Raw genomic sequence first — 20,573 nt, 5'->3', positions numbered from 1 at the left:
ACTCTACTTATGACAGCGATATGCATTGGCTTGGGACTCACTCTTCCGGCCATGGCGGATACCACGCAGACCGGCGGCGCCGGACCATCGGCCCAGAAAGATTCCACTGCAGTGCAGACCAGTGACAGCTCGACACATTCGAACAGCTCCACGCATTCGTATTCGAACAGCTCTACACATTCGTATTCGGACAGCTCCACGCATTCGAATCAGCACAACAACAACGGCGACGCGTATGCCGATGGTTTGGGCAGCGCAGCAGCCAACAACGGAGGCACGGCCACCTCATCGGTAGCCAACTCGTTCAATAGCAGCAAGGCAGTCGCGATCAGCCGGCTCGATGGCACCGTAACCGACATCCGCGCGCACGACATTGGCAATGTCGCCAGCAACTGGGGTAATGCCAATGGTGGTCGTGGCGGATCCGGTGGCGATGGCTACGGTGGCATTGCGCTTGGTGGTCGTGGCGGATCCGGTGGTAACGGTGGAAATGCCCGTTCGCACAGCGGCTATGCCGGCGGATCCGGAGCTGATAGCGGCGAAGTCGGCGCGCTCAGTGCTGCATCCGGTGGCGACAGCAGCGGCGACAACTACGGCAACGCCCATGCCCGCTCACGCGGCTCCAGCACTGCAACGGCGACCGGCGGAGCCGGCGGCACTTGGGCAGCCGGAGCAGGCACCGGTGGCGCGTCGACCGCAAGCAGCGGCGCAGCGACTTCGACCGGTGGCAGCAGTGGTGCAGCTGACAGCACTGGTGGCATGGGTGGTGCGGGCGGCGCCGGTGCTTCCGGCACGGGCGGCGAAGGTATCGCTGGAGCCGGCGGTTCCGGCGGAGCCGGTGGATCGAACTCGGTGGATGCTGGCACGTTCGACATGTCCAACAACATGTCAGGCGCAGCTGCTGCAGCTGCTGGCGTTACGGTCATGGCGCAGAACAGTGGTGTCGGCTCGCTGATCCAGCAGAGCGTGAATGTCCAGGCCAATCTCAACGTTGGTCCATAGGTAGAACCAGACACTGTGGGGTGCCTCGCGCTCCACAGTGTTTTCTGGTGGTTGTGTCCGGGCTGCTGGATATGCGCAGAGCTCGCTGCCCGCACCTGTGATGGAGGTAGAACCATGCGAACAGTCAGACCGATGTCCTGGCTCATCGCGGTGTTGCTCACTGCAACGGTGTGGAATGTGATGGCAGCAGAGCCTGCTGCACCGTCACCCATGATCACGGCAGCATCGTCATCATCGTCCAGGCATGAAGTCGCGCCACCACGTGACGTCGCGGGATGGGGTCCGAGCATCGATTCCGCAGCACTGGCGAAGTTCAGTGGTGGCACCGATGTCACCGAAACCATGACGCTCAATGGTACGGTGGCAAACAACCGCGTCGATCATGTGGTGAACGGAGCCAACGTGATCAGCTCCGGCTCGTTCACGGGCGCCATGGGTTTACCGATGGTGATCCAGAACAGCGGCAACGCCGTATTGATTCAGAACGCCACCATCGTCAACGTGCAGTTCCAGCCATGATTTGCCGGCCGCCTTGCTTTTTCTGGCAGGTCGCGACGTTCGTCGCCGGCCTGCTTCCCGTGATGCAGCTGGCAGCAGCTGCACCGGTCGTGTTGCCGGGCGTGCAGGGCGGCAGTTACAGCCTGCACATGACCAGCCTCAAGGAAATTCGCTACCGGAACACGATCCGTCAGAAATACGATTTCAGCTGCGGCTCTGCAGCCGTGGCGACTTTGCTCACCTACCAGTACGGCTATCCGGTGAACGAACAGGAAGCGTTTGGGCAGATGTATGCGCATGGCAATCAGCCGAAGATCAACCGCGAGGGCTTCTCGCTGCTCGACATCAAGAGGTTCCTGCAGGCCAACGGTTTCGAGGCCGATGGTTTCCAGGTGTCGCTGGACAAATTGCGCGAGGAAGGGATTCCCGCGATCGCGCTGATCGACGAAAAGGGCTACCACCATTTCGTGGTGATCAAGGGCCTGCTCGCAGGCCGCGTCCTGTTGGGCGATCCGGCCCGCGGCACGCGTTCGATCCCGCGTGCGCAGTTCGAGGCGGCATGGAAGAACGGCCTGGTCTTCGTGATCCACAACCGGCGTGCACTGGCGGTATTCAACAGCAGCGACGACTGGCGTGCTGCGCCGATGGCACCCATTCATTCCGCCATCGACCGTACCGGCCTGGGCAACATCACGTTGCCCAAGCGCGGCCCGGGGGACATCTGAGTGCCACCATGAGCCATGCCTGGGCCAAGTTCCCCTGTTTTTGCGCGCTGGCTGGCTTGTCGATTGCCGCGAGCCTGGTGCATGCGCAGGATTCGCCGATGGCGACGCAGCTCGCGTGCTGGCCGACCGCGGCCAGCGACCACCGCCTCGATGACACCCGTGGCGGTTTCGACCTCGGCAACGGGCTGCTGGCGTCCTTTGGTATCGACCGCGTCGTCTACATCAATGGCAGCCTGGTCTCCAGCACCAGCGTGTACGTTCCGGACGTCGGCCGCATGACGCTTGGCCAGGCCAGTGCACTCGCTGCCGCCGCGAGGACGGTCAACCTCGTCCAGAACGGCACCGGCAACAGCATCGCCCCGACCACGTTCGACCATGCGACGGCTGCGACGGTGATCCAGAACAGCCTCGACAACCAGGACATCCGCAGTCTGACGACGATCAATGCCGCGGTGAACAGCCAGGCTGCATTCCGCAACCTGGGCCTGCAGGAAGCCCTGCAGGCAGGCTTGGTCGGCTCGCTGGGACACTGATTACTGACCCCGAACGGAGCCGGCATGCGCCGCCGCAGCAGGGTGCCCTCCGATCAATGAGGAAACGCGATGTCCCGCAAATCATGGCGAAGCAGGTGCTCGACCGGTTGCACGGGGCTGCTGTTGCTTGGCGGGGTGGCCCACGCGCAGAATCCGGTGCCGCCAACGGACCATCCGTCGCCGACGAGTTCGGCTGAACTGTCGGCAGTGATCCGCAAGAGCATGCTCGAGCAGGACGCGCGCATCGAGACCATGCGAGGCCAGCTCGCCGCGCAGAGTGCGCAGATCGAGGCCATGAAACGTGCACTCGCAACGCAGCAGGCCGACTACCGCGCGTTGCGCCATGCGGTTGGTCTGGACGTACTCGAGCAGCAGCGTGCCGGCAACGTCAGGGCCGGCGGCTCGATGGCCAGCGCGCTGCCGATGCCCACGGGCAACGCGATTGCCGACAACGTCGTCCCCGCAGGGCAGGCGCCGGAGCGTACGGTGGGGCAGGCGCCTGAACACGATGAGCGCCCGCCGGCCGTGGCACCGATCTTCAACCAGCCTGGCGTGCTGACCCCACGCGGCAAGCTGGTGGTGGAGCCGTCCTATCAGTTTGGATATTCATCGGCCGACCGGGTCGCCCTGATCGGCTATACGGTGATACCGGCCATCCTGATCGGCCTGATCGACGCGCGACAAGTCAAGACGACGACGCAGACGGGGGCAGTCGCGTTGCGCTACGGGCTCACCAACCGGCTGGAGATGGAACTGCGGATCCCGTACGTCTACGGCCACACCGACACGATCAGCCGCGAGATTTTCACTGGCAGTGCCACCGACAAGGTATTCACCTCCAGTGGTCATGGCATCGGCGATATCGAGGCTACCGCGCGTTACCAGATCAACGACGGTGGTGCCGACCGGCCGTATTACGTGGGCTGGCTGCGCTTCAAGTCGCGCACCGGGCGGGATCCGTTCGAGGTCACCACCGATTGTGTCAACCGCTGCGTGCAGAATGCGACCGGTACCGGTCTGCCGCTACAGCTGCCAACCGGCTCGGGTTTCTATTCGCTGCAGCCGGGCATTACCTGGTTGTACCCCTCCGACCCGGTGGTGTTCTTCGGCAACCTCAGCTACCTGCACAATTTCCCGCGTCACGACGTCAGCCGCACTGTACTGCTCGGGGGCAAGGAGCAGCTTGGCACGGTGCGGGTGGGCGACATTGCCGATGTCAGCGTCGGCATGGGGCTTGCGTTGAATGACAAGGCGTCGATCAGCATCGGCTACGACCAGAGCTTTGTCGGTATCACCAAACAGAACGGCAAGACCGTGGCCGGCTCGGCCAAGAGCGTGTTGGGCACCCTGCTGATCGGCGGGTCCTATCGTTTCAACGACAGGCGCACCATGAACTTCACACTCGGCGTCGGCGTGACCCGCGACACGCCGGATGCCACCGTGACGGTCAGGGTGCCGATGATGTACTGACCAGTGACTCTGGAGGTCTTTGACATCGGCCGGGGTGGTCAATCCATTCAGTTCGATGTAATTGGCAAATGAGCAGGCGCCGGGCATGCAGCAAAGCTTCATGCGCGACTCCAAAGCCTTGCAGCTTCACGCTCGGATACGTCGTCATCTGGCGAGGGCCTTCAGCCGCTCGCGTCGTCGCTGCATCAGCCAGCCCCCACCGCAAACACCGATCACCAGCAGCGCGTCCAGGGCGTACTTCACCCAACTGTGCGCGTCGAACCAGACACTCAACCAGCGATCGTGCGAAATCATCCGGCCAGCGGTGAACGCGATCGCGCCGGCACCGATGTACATGATTATCGGGAAGCGGTCGATCAACTTCAGGATCAGGGTTGAGCCCCATACGACCAGTGGCACGCTGATCAACAGGCCGATGATGACCAGGCCCAGATGCCCCTTTGATGCACCGGCGATCGCCAGTACGTTGTCCATGCCCATCAACGCATCGGCAACGATGATCGTGCGCAAGGCGTTCCAGAACGATTCGGCAGCGCTGATGTTGGGATCGTCGTCGATATCATGGCGCAGCAGTTTCCACGCGATCGGCAGCAAAAGGACACCACCAACCAGCATCAGTCCTGGCAGCTTGAGCAGGTAGACAACTACAGCGGTGAGTGAAAAACGAACTGCGACGGCGCCGAACGTGCCCCAGAACACAGCCTTCTTTTGCAGGGCCTTCGGCAGTCGGCTGGCTGCCATGGCGATGACGATGGCATTGTCGCCAGCCAGCACGAGGTCAAGCAGAATGATGGCCAGCAGGCCGGAGAAGAAATCGGTACCAGTGAATTCCATGCGGGTTTCCATGCGCGTCGGACAATGCAGTGAACACGGACGCGCGCGGCCCGTATCCACCACAAAAGTCTCGTTCGCAGCATGGCTGCCGAGGTGACCGGAGCGAAGCGTCGCTCGTGTTGACGATCACCACACCGGAGCAGATGAACCTGCGCCGGGAACTACTCCCTTCTGGGATGTGTTTGATTGATTGTCCGGGCGTGCGGTGTCGCGGTCAAGCAACGAACCATGCGCCAGTCAGCTAAAATGGCGGTTTCCCCTGTTGCGAGATCCGTCATGAGTGCGCACGACATCCGTTCCGCCGTCCGTCCCGATCCCGACCAACCGCTGGTCGATATCGCCGATTACGTGGTCGACTACAAGATCGATTCGAAGGAGGCTTACGACACCGCGCGCTACATGCTGCTCGATTCGCTTGGCACTGCGATGCTGGCGATGAAGTTTCCCGAATGCGTGAAGCACCTTGGCCCGTTAGTGCCTGGTGCCACGCTGCCGGGCGGTGCCCGCGTGCCGGGCACCAGCCATGAGCTCGATCCGGCGCAGGCTGCGTTCGCGATTGGCGCGCAGATCCGCTGGCTGGACTTCAATGACACCTGGCTGGCGGCCGAGTGGGGGCACCCGTCGGACAACCTCGGCAGCATCCTCGCCGTGGCCGATTACCTCAGCCGCAAGGCGGAACGCGAGGGTGGTCAGCCGTTGACCGTGCGCGACGTGCTCGACTATGCGATCAAGGCGCACGAGATTCAGGGCTGCTACGCGCTGCTGAACAGCTTCAACCGGGTTGGCCAGGATCATGTGATCCTGGTGCGGCTGGCCTCCACTGCGGTTGCCACCGCGATGCTCGGCGGTGACAAGGAGCAGATAATCACGGCTGTTTCACACAGCTGGATCGACAACGGTGCGCTGCGCACCTATCGTCACGCGCCGAACACCGGTCCCCGCAAGAGCTGGGCTGCCGGCGATGCCTGCCGCCGCGCGGTGACCCACGCGATCAATGCTGTCCATCGTGGCGTGGCGGGTTATCCTTCAGCGCTCAGCGCGAAGACATGGGGCTTCTACGACGTGGCGTTCAAGGGCAAGCCGTTCGAGTTCGAGCGCCCGTTTGGCAGCTACGTGATGGAGAACGTACTGTTCAAGATCAGTTACCCGGCCGAGTTCCATGCGCAGACGGCGGTGGAATGCGCGATGCAGCTGCACAGCATGGTCGCCGACAAGATTGACCACATAGACAAGATCGTCATCGAGACGCAGGAAGCCGGTTGCCGCATCATCGACAAGACCGGCCCGCTGGCCAACTATGCCGACCGCGACCACTGCATCCAGTACATGGTGGCAGTACCGTTGATCTACGGTCGGCTGGTGGCCAGCGACTACAACGACGACATCGCCGCCGATCCGCGTATCGATGCTTTGCGGGACAAGATGACGGTTGTCGAAAATCCCCAGTTCACGCGGGACTATTTCGATCCTGCCAAACGCTATATCGGCAATTCAGTGCAGGTGTTCTTCAAGGACGGCAGCAGCACCGAAAAGGTCTCGATCGATTATCCGATCGGACACCGCAAGCGCCGGGTCGAGGGCATCCCGGTATTGCTGCAGAAATTCGAGGCGGCGATGCGCGGCCATTTGCCGGCGCATCGGGTCAAGGCGATCATGGCAGCGACGAAGGACCCGGCAACCCTCGATGCAATGCCCGTGCAGCACTTCATGGCGCTCTTCACGTTGTAAAGACGATGTGAGTGGAAGATTAAGGCAGGGCGGAAGCACATGGTGGCTACCGCCCCTGCCAATTCTGTTTCGCTCAACCGTCGAACACGTGCCAAACAGCGTGTGCCAGCTAGAAAGCTTGATCACCCGCATCCCAATAAACTTTCCTGAACGAAGTCTCACCGGGATTTAGTTGCAAAGGTGTTAAAGCGCCAACCACTTAACGATTTTGCTACACTCCCCGCCGCTTGTCGCATAAACGCCAAGCAGGGGCTTTAAAAGCTCTGAATGACGTAGTTCAGTTCTGACGCGCGACTTCCGGTTGGGGTTGAACGGACGCGAAAACCTAATAAATGAGGAGACACCTGATGAAACGTAAGGGCTTGTACTTTCTGATTGCGCTGGCCCTGGGCGGCGTAGGTGCCGTTCATGCGCAGGACACCACTGCCGCTCCCGCCGATGCCGCGACCACCGACATGGCTACCTCGACCTATGATGGTCGCTGGTATATCGCCCCGACCGTGGGCGGTTATTACAACGACACCGATCGCAACACCAACAGCCGTCAGATCTATTACGGGTTGGGCGTGGGTCGTTTCATTTCACCGAACGCGTCGATCGACTTGTTTGTTGACCGTACCAAGCGCAAGGTTGATAACAGCGTCGTGAACGGCGGTAGTGGCCATTCCCATAATGCCTGGTCCAACAATAGCGTTGGTGCCGCGGTGCGTTTCTATGCGGGTGACTGGAACGCATGGCGCCCTTACCTGCTGGCCGGCGTCATGGGCAGCCATCATCAGTCGTCTGGCGACAGCGGCTGGTCACCGGCGGCTGAGCTGGGTGGCGGTGTATCCAAGACGGTCACAGACAGCTCCGACATCCGCATCGAAGGCGGCTACCGTTATGACTGGGACAACAAGACCCAGCCGGCGCAAGACGGTTATGGTGATTGGTTCCTGGGCTTCAGCATCGTCTCGCGCTTCGGCGCTCCGGCAGCGGCAGCGGCACCTGTGGCGGCCACTCCGCCCCCGGCCGATTGCTCGACCAAGGATAGTGACGGCGACAGCGTGAACGACTGCGACGACAAGTGCCCGGGTACTGCTTCCGGTACGATCGTTGGTCCCGATGGTTGCCCGCAGAAGGTCGTGATCGACCTGCGCGGCGTGAACTTCAAGTTCGATCGCCCGAAGAAGGGTGAAACCGACATCTCCAAGTCGCTGGCTGAGCCGAGCGCCGACTCGATCGCGGTTCTGAACCAGGCCGTTGACACCCTGCAGCGTTACCCGCAGGTGCATGTGACGGTTGCCGGTTACACCGACTCGAAGGGCACGGACGAGTACAACCAGAGCCTGTCCGAGCGTCGCGCCTCGATCGTCTACAACTACCTGACCGGTCACGGCATCGACGCCAGCCGTCTGGAAGGCCCGATTGGCCACGGCGAGACCAACCCGATCGGCGACAATGCAACCGACTCCGGTCGTGCGCAGAACCGTCGTACGGAGCTGCAGGTTCAGCAGTAATCGAACCTCGGTAAAGCAACACGAAAAACCCGGCTTCGGCCGGGTTTTTTTATTTGGCTACCACTACCAGTACGCGTGCTGCCTGGGGATCCACCACAGGGTCGACATGTTATGCCACGATGATCCTTGTCGTGCCGTGGCTCCGGCTTATACGCTAGTGGAATGTCTCTCCCACCTTTTCGTTCCACGCGTTCCGCTGCACCTGCGACATCCTCGCCAAGGCACGGACTCGCACGCGTCTTGTCCAAGCGCGGCACATGCTCGCGCAGCCAGGCAGAGCAGTGGATACGCGCTGGTCGGGTCAGTGTCGATGGGCGTATCGTGCGCGACCCGTATCACCCGACGCTGATCGATCAACATCGCATCGTGGTTGATGGGCATGCCGTTGAATCCGTGGAAAGTGTCTATGTTGCGTTCAATAAGCCGCGTGGGCTGGTGGTGAGCGCGGCCGACGAGCAGGGCCGCGACACGGTCTACACCGCACTGGCTGCGGCCGGACTGCCGTGGGTCGGACCGGTGGGCCGACTGGACAAGGCCAGCGAGGGTTTGCTGCTGCTTAGCAACGACACCACCTGGGCGGCAGGCATCACTGCTCCGTCCGCGCATCTGGACAAGACCTACCACGTCCAGGTTGCGGGCCTGCCGGATGCGGCGGTGCTGGCGGCGATGCAGACAGGCATCAACGATGCAGGCGATCTGCTGAAGGCACGAAGAGCGACGCTGCTGCGTGTCGGCGAGAAGAACGCATGGCTGGAAGTGGTGCTGGATGAAGGCCGCAACCGGCACATCCGTCGCCTGCTGGCGGCGTTGGGTTTCGACGTGTTGCGCCTGATCCGGGTGGCGATCGGGCCATTGACGTTGGGCGAATTGGCGAAGGGTCAGTGGCGGCGGCTGAGTGCCGACGAGGTCAATGCACTCGATACCCGCAGCAGATGAGGGAGGTAGGAACGGCTCCAGCCGCGATGCTCTTGAACCAACTTTGTCAAAACCGAGAGCATCGCGGCTGAAGCCGCTCCCACAGGGGTTCGGCAGGATCAGGCGCCGATCACGCCCAGCTGCCGACCGACCTTGGTGAACGCGGCAATTGCGTGATCGAGATGTTCGCGGGTATGTGCCGCACTCATCTGCGTGCGTATCCGTGCCTGACCCTGCGGTACCACCGGATAGAAGAAACCGGTGACGTAGATGCCTTCCTCCAGCAAGCCGGCAGCCATCGCCTGTGCCTGTTTCGCGTCGTAGATCATCACCGGCACGATCGGGTGCACGCCCGGCTTGATGTCGAAGCCGGCCGCGCTCATCTGCTCGCGGAAATAGCGGGTGTTTTCCTTGAGCACGTTGCGCAGGTCGCCAGCGCTGCTCAGCATGTCGAACACCTTGATGGCGGCGGCAACCACGTGCGGCGGCAGCGAGTTGGAGAACAGGTACGGGCGTGAGCGCTGGCGAAGCAGCTCGATCACTTCCTTGCGGCCGGTGGTGAAGCCGCCAAGCGCACCACCGAGTGCCTTGCCCAGCGTGCCGGTGAAGATGTCGATCTTGTCCATCACCCCGTGCACTTCGGCTGCGCCACGGCCGGTATCGCCGAGGAAGCCGGTGCAGTGGCATTCGTCGATATGCACCATGGCATTGTACTTGGCTGCCAGCGTGGTGATCTGGTCCAGTTTCGCAATGAAGCCATCCATCGAAAACGTGCCGTCGGTGCTGATCAGCTTGGTGCGCGCGCCGGCGTCATCGGCTGCCTGCAGCTGTTTTTCCAGGTCGGCCATGTCACTGTTTGCATAGCGGAAGCGTTTGGCCTTGCACAGGCGGATGCCGTCGATGATTGAAGCGTGGTTCAGCGCATCGGAGATCACCGCATCTTCCTCGCCCAGCAGCGGCTCGAACAGGCCGCCGTTGGCGTCGAAGCATGCGGCGTAGAGGATGGTGTCTTCGGTGCCGAAGAAGTCGGCGATTTTCGCCTCCAGCTGCTTGTGCAGATCCTGGGTTCCGCAGATGAAACGCACGCTGGCCATGCCGAAGCCGTGCGTGTCCAGCGCGTCCTTCGCGGCCTGGATCACTTCCGCGTTGTCGGCCAGGCCGAGGTAATTGTTGGCGCAGAAGTTCAGCACCTTGCGTCCGCCTTCCAGCTCGATCTCGGCGGACTGTGGCGAGGTGATGATGCGCTCGGCCTTGAACAGGCCCTGTTCGCGGATGGATTGAAGTTCGCTGGCGTAGCGTGCCTTGGCGGTGTAGGTCATGGGGAGGATTCCGGCTGGGGAAAGCGCCCATTGTGAAGCCTCTTGGCCCTGCCGTGAATCGACCAGCCCGTTATGCGGCGCGTACGCACCCGCATGTCGCCGGCCTCTTCTTATCTGCGGGCTCAATGCAGGCCGAAGTCCACCCGGGTGGTCTTGCCTTTGTCCTCGATGCCCTTGGCGTCCAGCTTGGGCGGCCGCTTGGTCATGCGCTTGTCGTCGAGCTTGCCCTTCAGCCAGGCCTGCACTGCCTGGGCGCGGCGCTCGGCGAGCTGCCGCAACGCGGTCGCGTCAACCGGCATATTTGCCTCCAGCAGCTGGTGCATTTCCTCCGGAGGTTGCGACTTGGTCAGGCCGATCATGTTCTTCGGCTTGGGAAACTTGGTGTGCTTGTAGACGTGTTCCAGATAGTGCTCATACTCGTCGGGAGTGAGCTTGAGCGTGGCTGGATCTGCTTTCTTGCCATCGTCGTCGGCCTTGGCCTGGTGTATCAGGTCGTCGACCATCACCTTGCGCAGTCCGCTCTCATCCACACCGGGGTCGATGCGGCCGGTGATGTCGAGAGTCAGCGAGGGCTTGCTCTGCAACAGCTTCACCAGCTGGTCCAGGCGTGCCTGGGCCCCGGCATCCAGCACGGCCGAGCCCGGCACGAACTCCACATAGCCCAGATCGGGGTGGCTGCCGCCGCCGATCGAGGCGAGCAGGCGGAACGGTGAAGTCACCGCTCGGGCCAGCAGGTTGCCGAGGGCGTGCCAGATCAGGCCGCCCATGCTGAACTGAGGATCGTCCAGCGAGCCGGAGACCGGCAGGTTGACGTCGATGTTGCCGTCGGCATCCTTCAGCAAGGCCACTGCCAGCTTGACCGGCAGGTGGCTCACGCCCGGTCCCTCGATGCGGTCGCCGAAGGTCAGCTGGGTAATGAAGATGTGGTTGTCGGCAGTCAGCTTGCGCTGATCGAGCTGGTAGTGCACGTCGACATTGAGCTGGCCGTTGGTGATCGGGTAGCCGGCGTATTTGCCGGAATAGGGCGAGAGATGGGTGAGCTCGACGCCGTTTGCCTTCGCCTTGATGTCAAGAAAGGCCACGGGAGTCAGCGGGTTGATGATGCCGCCGATATCCACCGGCGAGTTCTCGTCCAGCTTCCCTTGCAGCACCAGTTCGGCAGGGGGCGTGCCATCGGCGGTACCGAACGCACCCACCTTGCCGCCCAGGTCGGTGACGTTGGCGGTGTAGTTCGGCTTGATGAAGTTGTCGGTGTAATTCAGCTGACCGCGGGCCACGGTGATCTGGCCGATCCGGATTTCCGGCCGGGGGCCTTCTTCCACTGCGACCGGTTTGGCTGCCGCCGCAGTTGCCGCGGCGGCGGCTTGCGGCGCGCTTTGTTCACGTGTCACCGATACCGGCGCGGTTTCCGGACTGGCCACCACATCCTGCAGGTTGATGCGACCAGTCGGGTTGACGATCACGCGTGCATAGAAATCGCTCAGGACCATGCCACCGATATCGGCATGCGGCGCACCCTGGCCCAAGCGCACCGTAAGGCCGCTTGCGCTCAACGAGTGCCAGCGCAGGAAGTCGTCGCCGGTCAGCTTGTCCTGCACCTTGACCCTGCCCAGGGTGGCCTGGCCACGGTAGTCGATGCGTGCCGGCGCGCTGCCGCGGTCGCTGTAGCGCACATGGCCGTCCAGACTGAGCAGGGCGCTGCCGATGCGCACGTTGAGCGGCACGCTGATCATCGACTGCAGCGGCGCGATGTCCATGCCGTGCGTGTTCAGGCGCAGGTCGGCTTCCATCGGCTGCGGTTTCACGCTGCCGCTGACGTCGTAGTCGCCCTTGCCGAGCTTGCCGGTCAACGCCAGTTTCAGCGGCCGGTGCATGTCGTCGGACAGGCCCTGGATGCCGTAGTGCTCGACGTGCACCGCCAGCGGCATCGGCTTGTCGGCGGCAAGATCCTTGTAGTTGATATCGCTGTCTTCGACCTGCAGCTGGGCCAGGCTCCAGTGCCAACCTGGCGAGGCGGCGGGGGCAGGCCTGGTCTTGTTCCTGGCCGTGGCACCGCGAGGCGTCACCTTGCCTGGCGTCGACGGCCCCATCAGCGCAGCCAGATCGAAGCTGCCGTTGCGCTGGCGCTGCACATCCAGCTTCAGACCGCGCGCGACGAGGCTGTCCAGGCGGGCCTCGCTGCCGGCCAGGTCGAGCCTGGCGATCTTCAGTTCCAGGGAGTCCCAGGCTATCGGAGCAAGCTTGCTGTCAGCGCGCTTCAGCTCAAGCGAATTGACGCGGATCGTAGCCGGCTCCAGGTGCACGTTGACGCGCGTGCCCCATTCGGCCACCAGCTGGCCTTCGGCATCCATCGTGCCGCTGCTGATGTCGGCCTGCAGCTGAGGCAGGGCAAGCGCCTGCAGTGGCGCCAGCCTGGCGTCTTTCAGATTGAACCTGCCGCTGTAGTGCGTGTTGGCGAGATCGAGCTTGCCGCTGCTGGCGATGTTGCCACCGGCCAGCTGACCTGCCACGTCGAGCACGGCAGCAGGCGCTGCCACGGTGGACAGGCCGCGCAGTGTGCCGTGCAGGTTTTGCAGGTCAAGCGTGCCCGGCTGCGCGCCGCGGGAACCCAGGTCGACATAATCGAAGCGACTGCCGTTCAAGCTCAGCACATCGATCTTCACTTCAGTCGGCGGTCCGGCCGGTTTGGCGGGATTGCTGGCGGTCAACGCGTCGAAGTTGCTGCGGCCATCGGCATCGCGGTGGTAGTGCAGGGTCAGTTTGTCTACACCCACCGCGCCCAGGTGGTAGCGCGACAGCAGAGGCTGCACATCGGCGAGTCTGGCGCTGCCGTGGCCCAGTTCCACCAGTACGTTGCCGCCGGGCGTGGTGAGCGTGAAGTCATCCAGCGCGAGGTCACCATCGAGGCGCAGCTGGTTGCCGTTCCTGCCCGTTGTGAAATGCAGCTCCAGCTTGCCGGACAGCTGGCCGTGCGGTACCGCGATCGGCAGCGGTTCCGGTGCGTAGGCCAGATAGCGGGGCAAGTCCAGCCGATTCAGATGGAAGGCCATCACCGACTCGCGACTGTCGGCGAACGGTTTGGTCTGCCCATCGATGCGCAACGAGCTGCCGTCCACGCGCATCGCCAGCAACGGCTGCACGAACAGATCGGTATCGGATGGCAGGTTGGCCAGGAACGGGATGCCCAGCTCGATCTGGTCGACCCGGTGGCTGCCCTTCAGCACCTGGTCATCGAACCGGATATCGCCGTTATGCACGCTGATATTGGCCAGCGCGAAACGGGCCGGCTTGGCATGGGGATCGGCCGGGCCGGAGAAGCGTTCGATCAGGTCGGAGAAATTGAAGCGCTGGGGCCCGTTGCGCGTGATGTGCAACTGCGGATGTTGCAGGGACAACTCGTCCAGTACCGGCGCGAGCCGGAACAGCGAGGTCCAGGAAGCATTGATGACGAGTTGATCCACGTCGACGAACGGCGAATGGCCGTCCGCATCGCCGATATGCAGCTGATCCAGTTGCAGCCGCAACGTATACGGATTCAAATGCGCCGCGCCGATGCTGACAGGTCGGCGCAGCTTGGCGCTGAGACGGCTCTGCAACTGCGCACGGATGATCGGCGGCCCGGCGAAGAAACCCAGCAGACCGAACGCCACCAGCACGATGCCGAGGATGAGCACGGCCTTGCGCAGCCGGTGCGAGCGGTACAGACGGTCGGCATGTGCGCGTAGCTGGGCCAGGCGCAAGTCATCGAGAAGATGACGACGATCAACCATGATGGGAACTCTCCGTCAGCGCTGGTCCGGCGGCGCGGGGTGCAACACGCCGGTCATCCAATATCCGCCGGCACCCCGGCCGAGTGGATCCAGTGTACGGAGAAGCCGGCCTGCCGGTGAAGGGTAGGCTCCCTGTGTTTCAGCCGTGGTCAGGGAGCGTGGACTCGTATCCCAGGTCGAACCGCAAGGCTCAATTCCAGGAGCAGACGACCTTGCCGCAGGTGCCGGCATCCATCAGGTCGAAGCCCTTCTGGAAATCGTCGATATGGATCTGGTGAGTCAGCACCTTCTGCAGCGGGAAGCCGGTCAACACCATCTGGGTCATCTTGTACCAGGTCTCGTACATGCGCCGGCCATAGATGCCCTGCAGGGTGAGGCCCTTGAAGATCACCTTGTCCCAGTCGATACCGGCGCCCTTGGGCTGGATGCCGAGCAGGGCGATCTTGCCACCGTGGTACATGCAATCGAGCATGTCGTTGAACGCGCGCGGGTTGCCGCTCATCTCCAGGCCCACGTCGAAGCCCTCCATGTGCAGGTCCTTCATCACGTCCTTCAGCGACTGCTTGGAAACGTTGACCACGCGCGTCGCGCCCATGTCGGCGGCGAGCTTGAGGCGGTAGTCGTTGACGTCGGTGACCACCACGTTGCGCGCGCCGATGTGCTTGGCGATGCCGGCGGCGATGATGCCGATCGGGCCGGCGCCGGTGATCAGCACGTCCTCGCCGATCATGTCGAATTCGAGTGCGCAATGCGCGGCGTTGCCGTACGGGTCGAAGAATGCGGCCAGCTCGGACGGGATCTGGTCCGGGATCGGCCACAGGTTCGAGGCCGGCATCGTCATGTACTCGGCGAACGCACCGTTGCGGTTCACGCCGATGCCGATCGTGTTCGGGCACAGGTGCTGACGGCCGGCGCGGCAGTTGCGGCAATGGCCGCAGACGATGTGGCCTTCGGCGGAAACGCGGTCGCCGATCTTGTAACCGGTCACGCCCGGGCCGATCTCGACAATGCGGCCGACGAATTCATGGCCGATGGTGAGCCCCGGCTTGATCGTGCGCTGACTCCACTCGTCCCACTTGTAGATGTGCAGGTCGGTGCCGCAGATCGCGGTCTTCTCGATCTTGATCAGCACCTCGTTCGGGCCAACCACCGGCAGCGGCACTTCTTCCATCCAGATGCCCTGTTCGGGTTTGCGCTTGACCAGGGCCTTCATCGTCTGCGACATGGGAATCCATTGGTTGGCCCGAACAGCGGGCGGGGAAGCGGCAATTATAGAACCAGCCGGGCGCCTGGCTGTGGTGTGGTTGCCAGACCAGGCACGTTGCTGGCTGCCCAGCAGCCTGGCCCCTACACTTTCACGATGCCCATCGATACACGTCCATTGGCCATCTTCCTGATGGGTCCCACCGCCTCGGGCAAGACCGCGCTGGCGTGCGAGCTGAGTGAGCGCTTCGCGCTGGACCTGGTCAGCGTCGATTCGGCGCTGGTCTATCGCGGCATGGACATCGGCACGGCCAAGCCCGATGCGGCGACCCTGGCGCGCTATCCGCACGCGTTGATCGACATCCGCGATCCTGGCCAGCCGTATTCAGCGGCAGACTTCCGTGCCGATGCGTTGCCGGTGATACGGCAGATCAGCGCGCGGGGCAGGGTGCCGTTGCTGGTTGGTGGCACCGGGCTGTATTTCCGCGCGTTGCAGCACGGGTTGTCCGATTTGCCGGAGGCTGATCCCGCGATCCGGGCGCGACTTTCCGCGGAAGCCGAACGGATTGGCTGGCCCGCCATGCACGCGCGACTGGCGCAGCGGGATCCGCTGGCGGCGACACGGATCGGCTGCAACGACGCGCAGCGTGTGCAGCGCGCGCTGGAAGTGATCGAGCTGACTGGCCGGCCGTTGTCCGAATTGCAGCGTGGCGGCGCGACGGCACATTTCCCGTGGCGCGTACTCAAGCTGGCGCTGTTGCCGGCGGACCGACGCGTCCTGCACGAACGCATCGCGCTGCGTTTCGACACGATGCTGGCGGCGGGTTTTCTCGATGAGGTTCGCGCATTGCGCGCACGTGGCGACCTGCACGCCGAGCTGCCGGCGATCCGCGCGGTAGGCTACCGGCAGGCTTGGGAGCATCTGGACGGCCTGACCGATCCCGCCGAATTCCGCGACCGCGCCATCTTCGCCACTCGCCAGCTGGCCAAGCGGCAGATCACCTGGCTGCGCAGCGACTACGGCGCACGCCTGTTCGATCCGGATCGACCCTCGCTGGGCGCCCGCGCCGCCGACGCCGTGCAGCTCTTTCTGGGTACCCCGGCTCGGCTGGCTGGACGCTGACCGCCGGTTCGTGCTGCCACCGTGACCCAATGCACTTGCACGGCGCAAAAATGTCCTTTCATCAAGCATTTGAAAGCAGCTAACATCCCCGTCATGTTGGGCCGGGGCGCCATTGGCGTTTTTTCCCGGACCTGTCCGTGGCAAGGGGAGAACAAGAAATGTCCAAGGGGCAATCGTTGCAGGATCCGTTTTTGAATGCGCTTCGGCGCGAACGCGTGCCGGTAGCCATCTATCTGGTCAACGGCATCAAGCTGCAGGGGACGGTCGAGTCGTTCGACCAGTTCGTGGTGTTGCTGCGCAACCAGGTGAGCCAGATGGTCTACAAGCATGCCATCTCCACCGTGGTACCGAGCCGCAATGTGCGTATCGGCAATGGCCACGACGGCCATGAAGGCCATGAGGGTCACGACAATCATTCCGACGCATCGGCATCCGCCGACGCGGACGCTTGATAGACGGGGCTTCCGCCCGCATGAAGTGGGTCTGCTCCTGAAGGATCGTGCCCACTAGTGTTTGACAGAAAAGAGAAAGGCGATCGTGCCGTCCTGGTCCTGCCGCATTCCCGTGGCGAAGGCGATACGGCGCGACGTGCCGAGGAATTCGCCGAACTGGTGAAGTCCGCCGGCGCCGAGGTGCTGGGCGTGGTCGCAGCCCGCGTCGAGGATCCCAATCCGCGCTACTACATCGGCAGCGGCAAGGCGGACGAAGTCGCCGAGGCGGCGCGCGCGCTGGAGGCCGACGTGGTGCTGGTCGACCACGTGCTCACCCCGGTACAGGAACGCAACCTCGAGAAGCATCTCGGCATTCGCGTGGTCGACCGTGCCGGCCTGATCCTGGATATCTTCGCCCAGCGTGCGCGTTCGCATGAGGGCAAGCTGGAAGTGGAGCTGGCCCAGCTCAAGCATCTGGCCACCCGGCTGGTGCGCGGCTGGACCCATCTGGATGCCCAGCGCGGCGGTGCCATCGGCAACCGCGGCCCTGGTGAAACCCAGCTGGAAACCGATCGCCGCCTGATCGGCGTGCGCGTGAAGATGCTCACCAAGCGGCTGGAGAAGGTGCAGGTCCAGCGTGGCCAGCAGCGTCGCTCGCGCCTGCGCAACACAGTGCCGCAGGTGGCTCTGGTCGGTTACACCAACGCAGGCAAGTCGACCCTGTTCAATGCGCTGACCACCGGCGACGTCTACGCCGCCAACCTGCTGTTCGCCACGCTCGACCCGACCGTGCGCAAGCTGGAGGACCTCAGCTGCGGCCCGGCCGTGCTGGCCGACACCGTCGGCTTCATCCGCGAGTTGCCGCACGATCTGGTCGCCGCGTTCCGCGCCACCCTGGCCGAGGCACGCGATGCGGATCTGCTGCTGCACGTCAGCGATGCCGCCGACGAGGAGCGCGAGCGCCTGCACCGCGTGGTCGACAACGTGCTGGAAGAGATCGACGCCGGTGACGTGCCGCAGCTGCACATCATGAACAAGATCGACCTTGCCGGCAGCGAGCCGCGCATCGACCGCGATGCCGCGGGCAAGCCCGTGCGCGTCTGGTTGTCCGCGGCCACCGGCGTCGGCCTCGACTTGTTGCGCCAGGCGCTGGGCGAACTGCTCGGCGGCGAACGGGTGCAGTCGGCGTTGCTGTTGCCGTTGACGGCCGGGCGGCTGCATGCGCGGCTGAAGGCGGCTGGCGCGATCAGCGGCGAGACGGTGGACGAACACGGCTGGCAGTTGCGCATCGACGCGCCGCGCAGCGTGATCGCGCCGCTCAGCGGTGGCGATCCCACCGAGACTCAGCTGCTGCGCGAGCTGCTGGCTGTGGCGGAATGACTTCCGGACAGCGGACGAGCCGATCGGGCTCTGCTAGAATATCCAGTGTTTGTGCGGCCCTCCCCAACAGGTCGCGCACCCCATCGACAGCTTTGGCTGAATCTCATGTGTAACCCCGGTTCAACGCGTGTTCCGGCCGTGGTTGCCGGCCTCCCGACGGCTTCAAGGAGACTGACTCGTGGCATGGAATGAACCCGGTAACAACGGGCAACGTGATCCCTGGAACAGGAAGCGCTCCTCCGGCAAATCGCCCGTGGACGACCTGCTCAACCAGCTGAAGAACCGCATGGGCAAACTGGGGCAGGGCCCCGGCAGCATCCTCACCGCCGTACTGGTGCTGCTGGTGGTCGGCTTGCTGTTCAGCAGCTACACCATCATCGGTGCGCGCGAGGCCGGTGTGGTGCTGCGCTTCGGCCAGTACTCGCGCACGCTGACGCCGGGCTTCCACCTGAAGCTGCCGCAGCCGATCGAGTCGGTCAACAAGGTCGAGGCCACGCGGATCCGCTCGGTCACCGACAAGGTGGCCATGCTCACCCGCGACGAAAACATCATCACCATCGATTTCACCGTGCAGTATCAGGTGGACGATTCGCGCAAATACCTGTTCTCGCTGAACGACCCGGACGGAACCATCGGCGCCGCCGCCGAAGCTGCCGTGCGCTCGGTGATCGGCGGCAGCGACATGGACCAGATCCTGTCCGCCGCCGGCGCCAGCCTGGTCAGCGAGGCCCAGGTGACCTTGCAGAAGACGCTGGACGGCTACGATTCCGGCCTGCGCGTCACCGAGGTCAGCTTCCAGAACGTGTCCCCGCCGAACGAAGTGAAGGACGCCTTCGACGACGTCAACAACGCCCGCGAAGACAAGCAGAGCATCGAGAACGCCGCCCTGGCATACGCCAGCAAGGTGGTGCCGGTGGCCCGTGGCGACGCCGCGCGCATCGCCGCCGAAGCTTCCGGCTACAAGGCCGAGCGCATCGCCCGCGCGCAAGGCGATTCCGCGCGCTTCGATTTGCTGCTGACCCAGTACAAGGCCGCTCCCGAAGTCACCCGCAAGCGGTTGTGGCTGGAAACGATGGAACAGGTGATGGCCAACAACCCCAAGGTGATCGACGGCTCCAACGGCCGCAACATCATCACCCTGCCGCCGCTGCAGGGCGCCCCGGCGGCGCCTGAAACCGGCTCGGCCACGGTAGGCGCGATCGTGCCGACCACGTCGCCTGCCAACAGCGGCAGCGCAGCCGACAAGGGAACCCAGCCATGATGAAGATCAGTTCCGTCGTCGTCGCGATCCTGGTGCTCCTGCTCGGCCTCAACAGCATGTTCGTGGTCGGCGAAGGGCACAGCGCCTTGCTGCTGCAGTTCGGCCGCATCGTGCACACCGACTACCAGCCGGGCCTCCATTTCAAGCTGCCGGTGATCCAGCAGGTGATGCATTTCGACAAGCGCATCCTGTCGCTGGACGCGCCGCCCGAGCGCTACTTCACCTCCGAGAAGAAGAGCGTCAACGTCGACTTCTACGTGAAGTGGCGCGTCGCCGACAACGCCGCCTATTACCGCGCCACCGGCGGCGATCAGCTGCAGGCCGCGCAGCGGCTCACCCCGATCGTCAAGGACGCGCTGCGCTTCGAATTCAATGCGCGCACCTTGCCCGACCTGATCTCCGGTGGCCGCAAGGACATCACCGAGCGGGTGCGTGCGCAGACCGACGCCTCGGCGCGCAAGAACCTCGGCATCGCCGTGGTCGACGTGCGCATCAAGCGCATCGACCTGCCCAACGAAGTCAGTGAATCGGTGTACAAGCGCATGCGCGCCGAACGCCTGCAACTGGCCAACGAACTGCGCTTCACCGGCCAGGAATCGGCCGAGACGATCCAGGCCGATGCCGACCGCCAGGGCCAGGTGCTGCGTGCCGATGCCCAGCGCGATGCGGCCAAGATCCGTGGCGATGGCGACGCCCAAGCCGCCGCCATCTACGCGCAGGCGTATAACCAGGATCCGGAGTTCTTCACCTTCTATCGCAGCCTCGCCGCCTATCGGAAATCGTTCGAGGACGGCAAGGGCGTGATGATCATGAAGCCGGACGACGAGTTCCTGCGCTACTTCGGCCAGCCCGCCGCAAAACGCTGAGCCGGCGGATTTCGGC

Annotated in this window: 17 protein-coding genes; 13 read left to right on the top strand and 4 right to left on the bottom strand. The window is 63.6% G+C overall.

Translation table 11 applies throughout. The annotated features are described in order from the left end of the window. Positions 1–51 precede the first annotated feature (51 nt). From EAH75_RS05265 to EAH75_RS05245, 5 genes are all read left to right on the top strand, one after another. Positions 52–1,002 carry a hypothetical protein gene (locus EAH75_RS05265; protein WP_205043191.1) on the top strand — a complete coding sequence of 317 codons (951 nt, stop codon included), beginning with the start codon at positions 52–54 and terminating at the stop codon, positions 1,000–1,002. A 132-nt stretch (positions 1,003–1,134) separates the two neighbouring features. Next, a complete protein-coding gene (locus EAH75_RS05260; RefSeq protein ID WP_240046188.1) occupies positions 1,135–1,521 on the top strand; it encodes a hypothetical protein in 387 nt (128 codons plus the stop codon). A gap of 62 nt (positions 1,522–1,583) precedes the next feature. After that, positions 1,584–2,225: a C39 family peptidase gene (locus EAH75_RS05255; protein ID WP_140651368.1), complete on the top strand. Its 642-nt coding sequence runs from the start codon at positions 1,584–1,586 to the stop codon at positions 2,223–2,225. An 8-nt stretch (positions 2,226–2,233) separates the two neighbouring features. Beyond that, entirely contained in the window at positions 2,234–2,758 is a 525-nt protein-coding gene (locus EAH75_RS05250) for a hypothetical protein (protein WP_140651181.1), read from the top strand. Between the two features lie 69 nt (positions 2,759–2,827). Further along, positions 2,828–4,228 (top strand): acetate kinase, encoded by a 1,401-nt coding sequence (locus EAH75_RS05245; protein WP_140651183.1) that lies wholly within the window; start codon positions 2,828–2,830, stop codon positions 4,226–4,228. A 144-nt stretch (positions 4,229–4,372) separates the two neighbouring features. Here EAH75_RS05245 and EAH75_RS05240 read toward each other — a convergent pair whose 3' ends face one another. After that, on the bottom strand, positions 4,373–5,062 hold the full coding sequence (locus EAH75_RS05240; protein ID WP_140651185.1) for a TerC family protein: 690 nt from the start codon (positions 5,060–5,062) through the stop codon (positions 4,373–4,375). A 276-nt stretch (positions 5,063–5,338) separates the two neighbouring features. On the opposite strand from EAH75_RS05240, the gene EAH75_RS05235 reads away from it, so the two are divergent. The 3 genes from EAH75_RS05235 (at position 5,339) to EAH75_RS05225 (ending at position 9,225) form a co-directional block, all read left to right on the top strand. Further along, positions 5,339–6,790, top strand: a complete 1,452-nt coding sequence (locus EAH75_RS05235; RefSeq protein WP_140651187.1) for a bifunctional 2-methylcitrate dehydratase/aconitate hydratase — start codon at positions 5,339–5,341, stop codon at positions 6,788–6,790. A 347-nt stretch (positions 6,791–7,137) separates the two neighbouring features. Further along, positions 7,138–8,289 carry an OmpA family protein gene (locus EAH75_RS05230; protein WP_140651371.1) on the top strand — a complete coding sequence of 384 codons (1,152 nt, stop codon included), beginning with the start codon at positions 7,138–7,140 and terminating at the stop codon, positions 8,287–8,289. A 162-nt stretch (positions 8,290–8,451) separates the two neighbouring features. Then, positions 8,452–9,225, top strand: coding sequence for a pseudouridine synthase (locus EAH75_RS05225; protein ID WP_140651190.1), 774 nt, complete (start codon positions 8,452–8,454; stop codon positions 9,223–9,225). A 98-nt stretch (positions 9,226–9,323) separates the two neighbouring features. Here EAH75_RS05225 and kbl read toward each other — a convergent pair whose 3' ends face one another. The 3 genes from kbl to tdh form a co-directional block, all read right to left on the bottom strand. Beyond that, on the bottom strand, positions 9,324–10,523 hold the full coding sequence (kbl, locus tag EAH75_RS05220) for a glycine C-acetyltransferase (protein WP_140651192.1): 1,200 nt from the start codon (positions 10,521–10,523) through the stop codon (positions 9,324–9,326). 122 nt (positions 10,524–10,645) lie between these two features. Further along, entirely contained in the window at positions 10,646–14,293 is a 3,648-nt protein-coding gene (locus EAH75_RS05215) for a DUF748 domain-containing protein (RefSeq protein ID WP_140804679.1), read from the bottom strand. 190 nt (positions 14,294–14,483) lie between these two features. Further along, complete coding sequence (gene tdh / locus EAH75_RS05210) at positions 14,484–15,506, bottom strand: L-threonine 3-dehydrogenase (RefSeq protein WP_140651374.1); 1,023 nt, start codon at positions 15,504–15,506, stop codon at positions 14,484–14,486. A gap of 147 nt (positions 15,507–15,653) precedes the next feature. Here tdh and miaA point away from each other — a divergent pair, with 147 nt between their 5' ends. The 5 genes from miaA (at position 15,654) to hflC (ending at position 20,557) form a co-directional block, all read left to right on the top strand. Continuing rightward, positions 15,654–16,619 carry a tRNA (adenosine(37)-N6)-dimethylallyltransferase MiaA gene (miaA, locus tag EAH75_RS05205; RefSeq protein ID WP_140804676.1) on the top strand — a complete coding sequence of 322 codons (966 nt, stop codon included), beginning with the start codon at positions 15,654–15,656 and terminating at the stop codon, positions 16,617–16,619. Between the two features lie 158 nt (positions 16,620–16,777). Beyond that, positions 16,778–17,071: an RNA chaperone Hfq gene (hfq, locus tag EAH75_RS05200; protein ID WP_140651199.1), complete on the top strand. Its 294-nt coding sequence runs from the start codon at positions 16,778–16,780 to the stop codon at positions 17,069–17,071. Between the two features lie 57 nt (positions 17,072–17,128). Beyond that, on the top strand, positions 17,129–18,430 hold the full coding sequence (gene hflX, locus EAH75_RS05195; RefSeq protein ID WP_140804674.1) for a ribosome rescue GTPase HflX: 1,302 nt from the start codon (positions 17,129–17,131) through the stop codon (positions 18,428–18,430). A gap of 178 nt (positions 18,431–18,608) precedes the next feature. Then, positions 18,609–19,691, top strand: a complete 1,083-nt coding sequence (hflK, locus tag EAH75_RS05190) for an FtsH protease activity modulator HflK (protein ID WP_140804672.1) — start codon at positions 18,609–18,611, stop codon at positions 19,689–19,691. Further along, positions 19,691–20,557, top strand: coding sequence for a protease modulator HflC (gene hflC / locus EAH75_RS05185; protein ID WP_140651376.1), 867 nt, complete (start codon positions 19,691–19,693; stop codon positions 20,555–20,557). The genes hflK and hflC overlap by 1 nt, the downstream gene beginning before the upstream one ends. The last annotated feature ends 16 nt before the right edge of the window (positions 20,558–20,573 follow it).

The organism is Rhodanobacter glycinis (genome assembly GCF_006438785.1).
Classification (GTDB): domain Bacteria; phylum Pseudomonadota; class Gammaproteobacteria; order Xanthomonadales; family Rhodanobacteraceae; genus Rhodanobacter; species Rhodanobacter glycinis_A.
Note: the sequence above shows the minus strand (reverse complement) of the source record. Positions and strands in the feature narration are given on the sequence as shown.

Coding starts and splice junctions, on each gene's coding strand:
- EAH75_RS05265 (WP_205043191.1), top strand. CDS start 52: ATGGCGGATACCACGCAGACCGGCGGCGCCGGACCATCGGCCCAGAAA.
- EAH75_RS05260 (WP_240046188.1), top strand. CDS start 1,135: ATGTCCTGGCTCATCGCGGTGTTGCTCACTGCAACGGTGTGGAATGTG.
- EAH75_RS05255 (WP_140651368.1), top strand. CDS start 1,584: ATGCAGCTGGCAGCAGCTGCACCGGTCGTGTTGCCGGGCGTGCAGGGC.
- EAH75_RS05250 (WP_140651181.1), top strand. CDS start 2,234: ATGAGCCATGCCTGGGCCAAGTTCCCCTGTTTTTGCGCGCTGGCTGGC.
- EAH75_RS05245 (WP_140651183.1), top strand. CDS start 2,828: ATGTCCCGCAAATCATGGCGAAGCAGGTGCTCGACCGGTTGCACGGGG.
- EAH75_RS05240 (WP_140651185.1), bottom strand. CDS start 5,062: ATGGAATTCACTGGTACCGATTTCTTCTCCGGCCTGCTGGCCATCATT.
- EAH75_RS05235 (WP_140651187.1), top strand. CDS start 5,339: ATGAGTGCGCACGACATCCGTTCCGCCGTCCGTCCCGATCCCGACCAA.
- EAH75_RS05230 (WP_140651371.1), top strand. CDS start 7,138: ATGAAACGTAAGGGCTTGTACTTTCTGATTGCGCTGGCCCTGGGCGGC.
- EAH75_RS05225 (WP_140651190.1), top strand. CDS start 8,452: ATGTCTCTCCCACCTTTTCGTTCCACGCGTTCCGCTGCACCTGCGACA.
- kbl (WP_140651192.1), bottom strand. CDS start 10,523: ATGACCTACACCGCCAAGGCACGCTACGCCAGCGAACTTCAATCCATC.
- EAH75_RS05215 (WP_140804679.1), bottom strand. CDS start 14,293: ATGGTTGATCGTCGTCATCTTCTCGATGACTTGCGCCTGGCCCAGCTA.
- tdh (WP_140651374.1), bottom strand. CDS start 15,506: ATGAAGGCCCTGGTCAAGCGCAAACCCGAACAGGGCATCTGGATGGAA.
- miaA (WP_140804676.1), top strand. CDS start 15,654: ATGCCCATCGATACACGTCCATTGGCCATCTTCCTGATGGGTCCCACC.
- hfq (WP_140651199.1), top strand. CDS start 16,778: ATGTCCAAGGGGCAATCGTTGCAGGATCCGTTTTTGAATGCGCTTCGG.
- hflC (WP_140651376.1), top strand. CDS start 19,691: ATGAAGATCAGTTCCGTCGTCGTCGCGATCCTGGTGCTCCTGCTCGGC.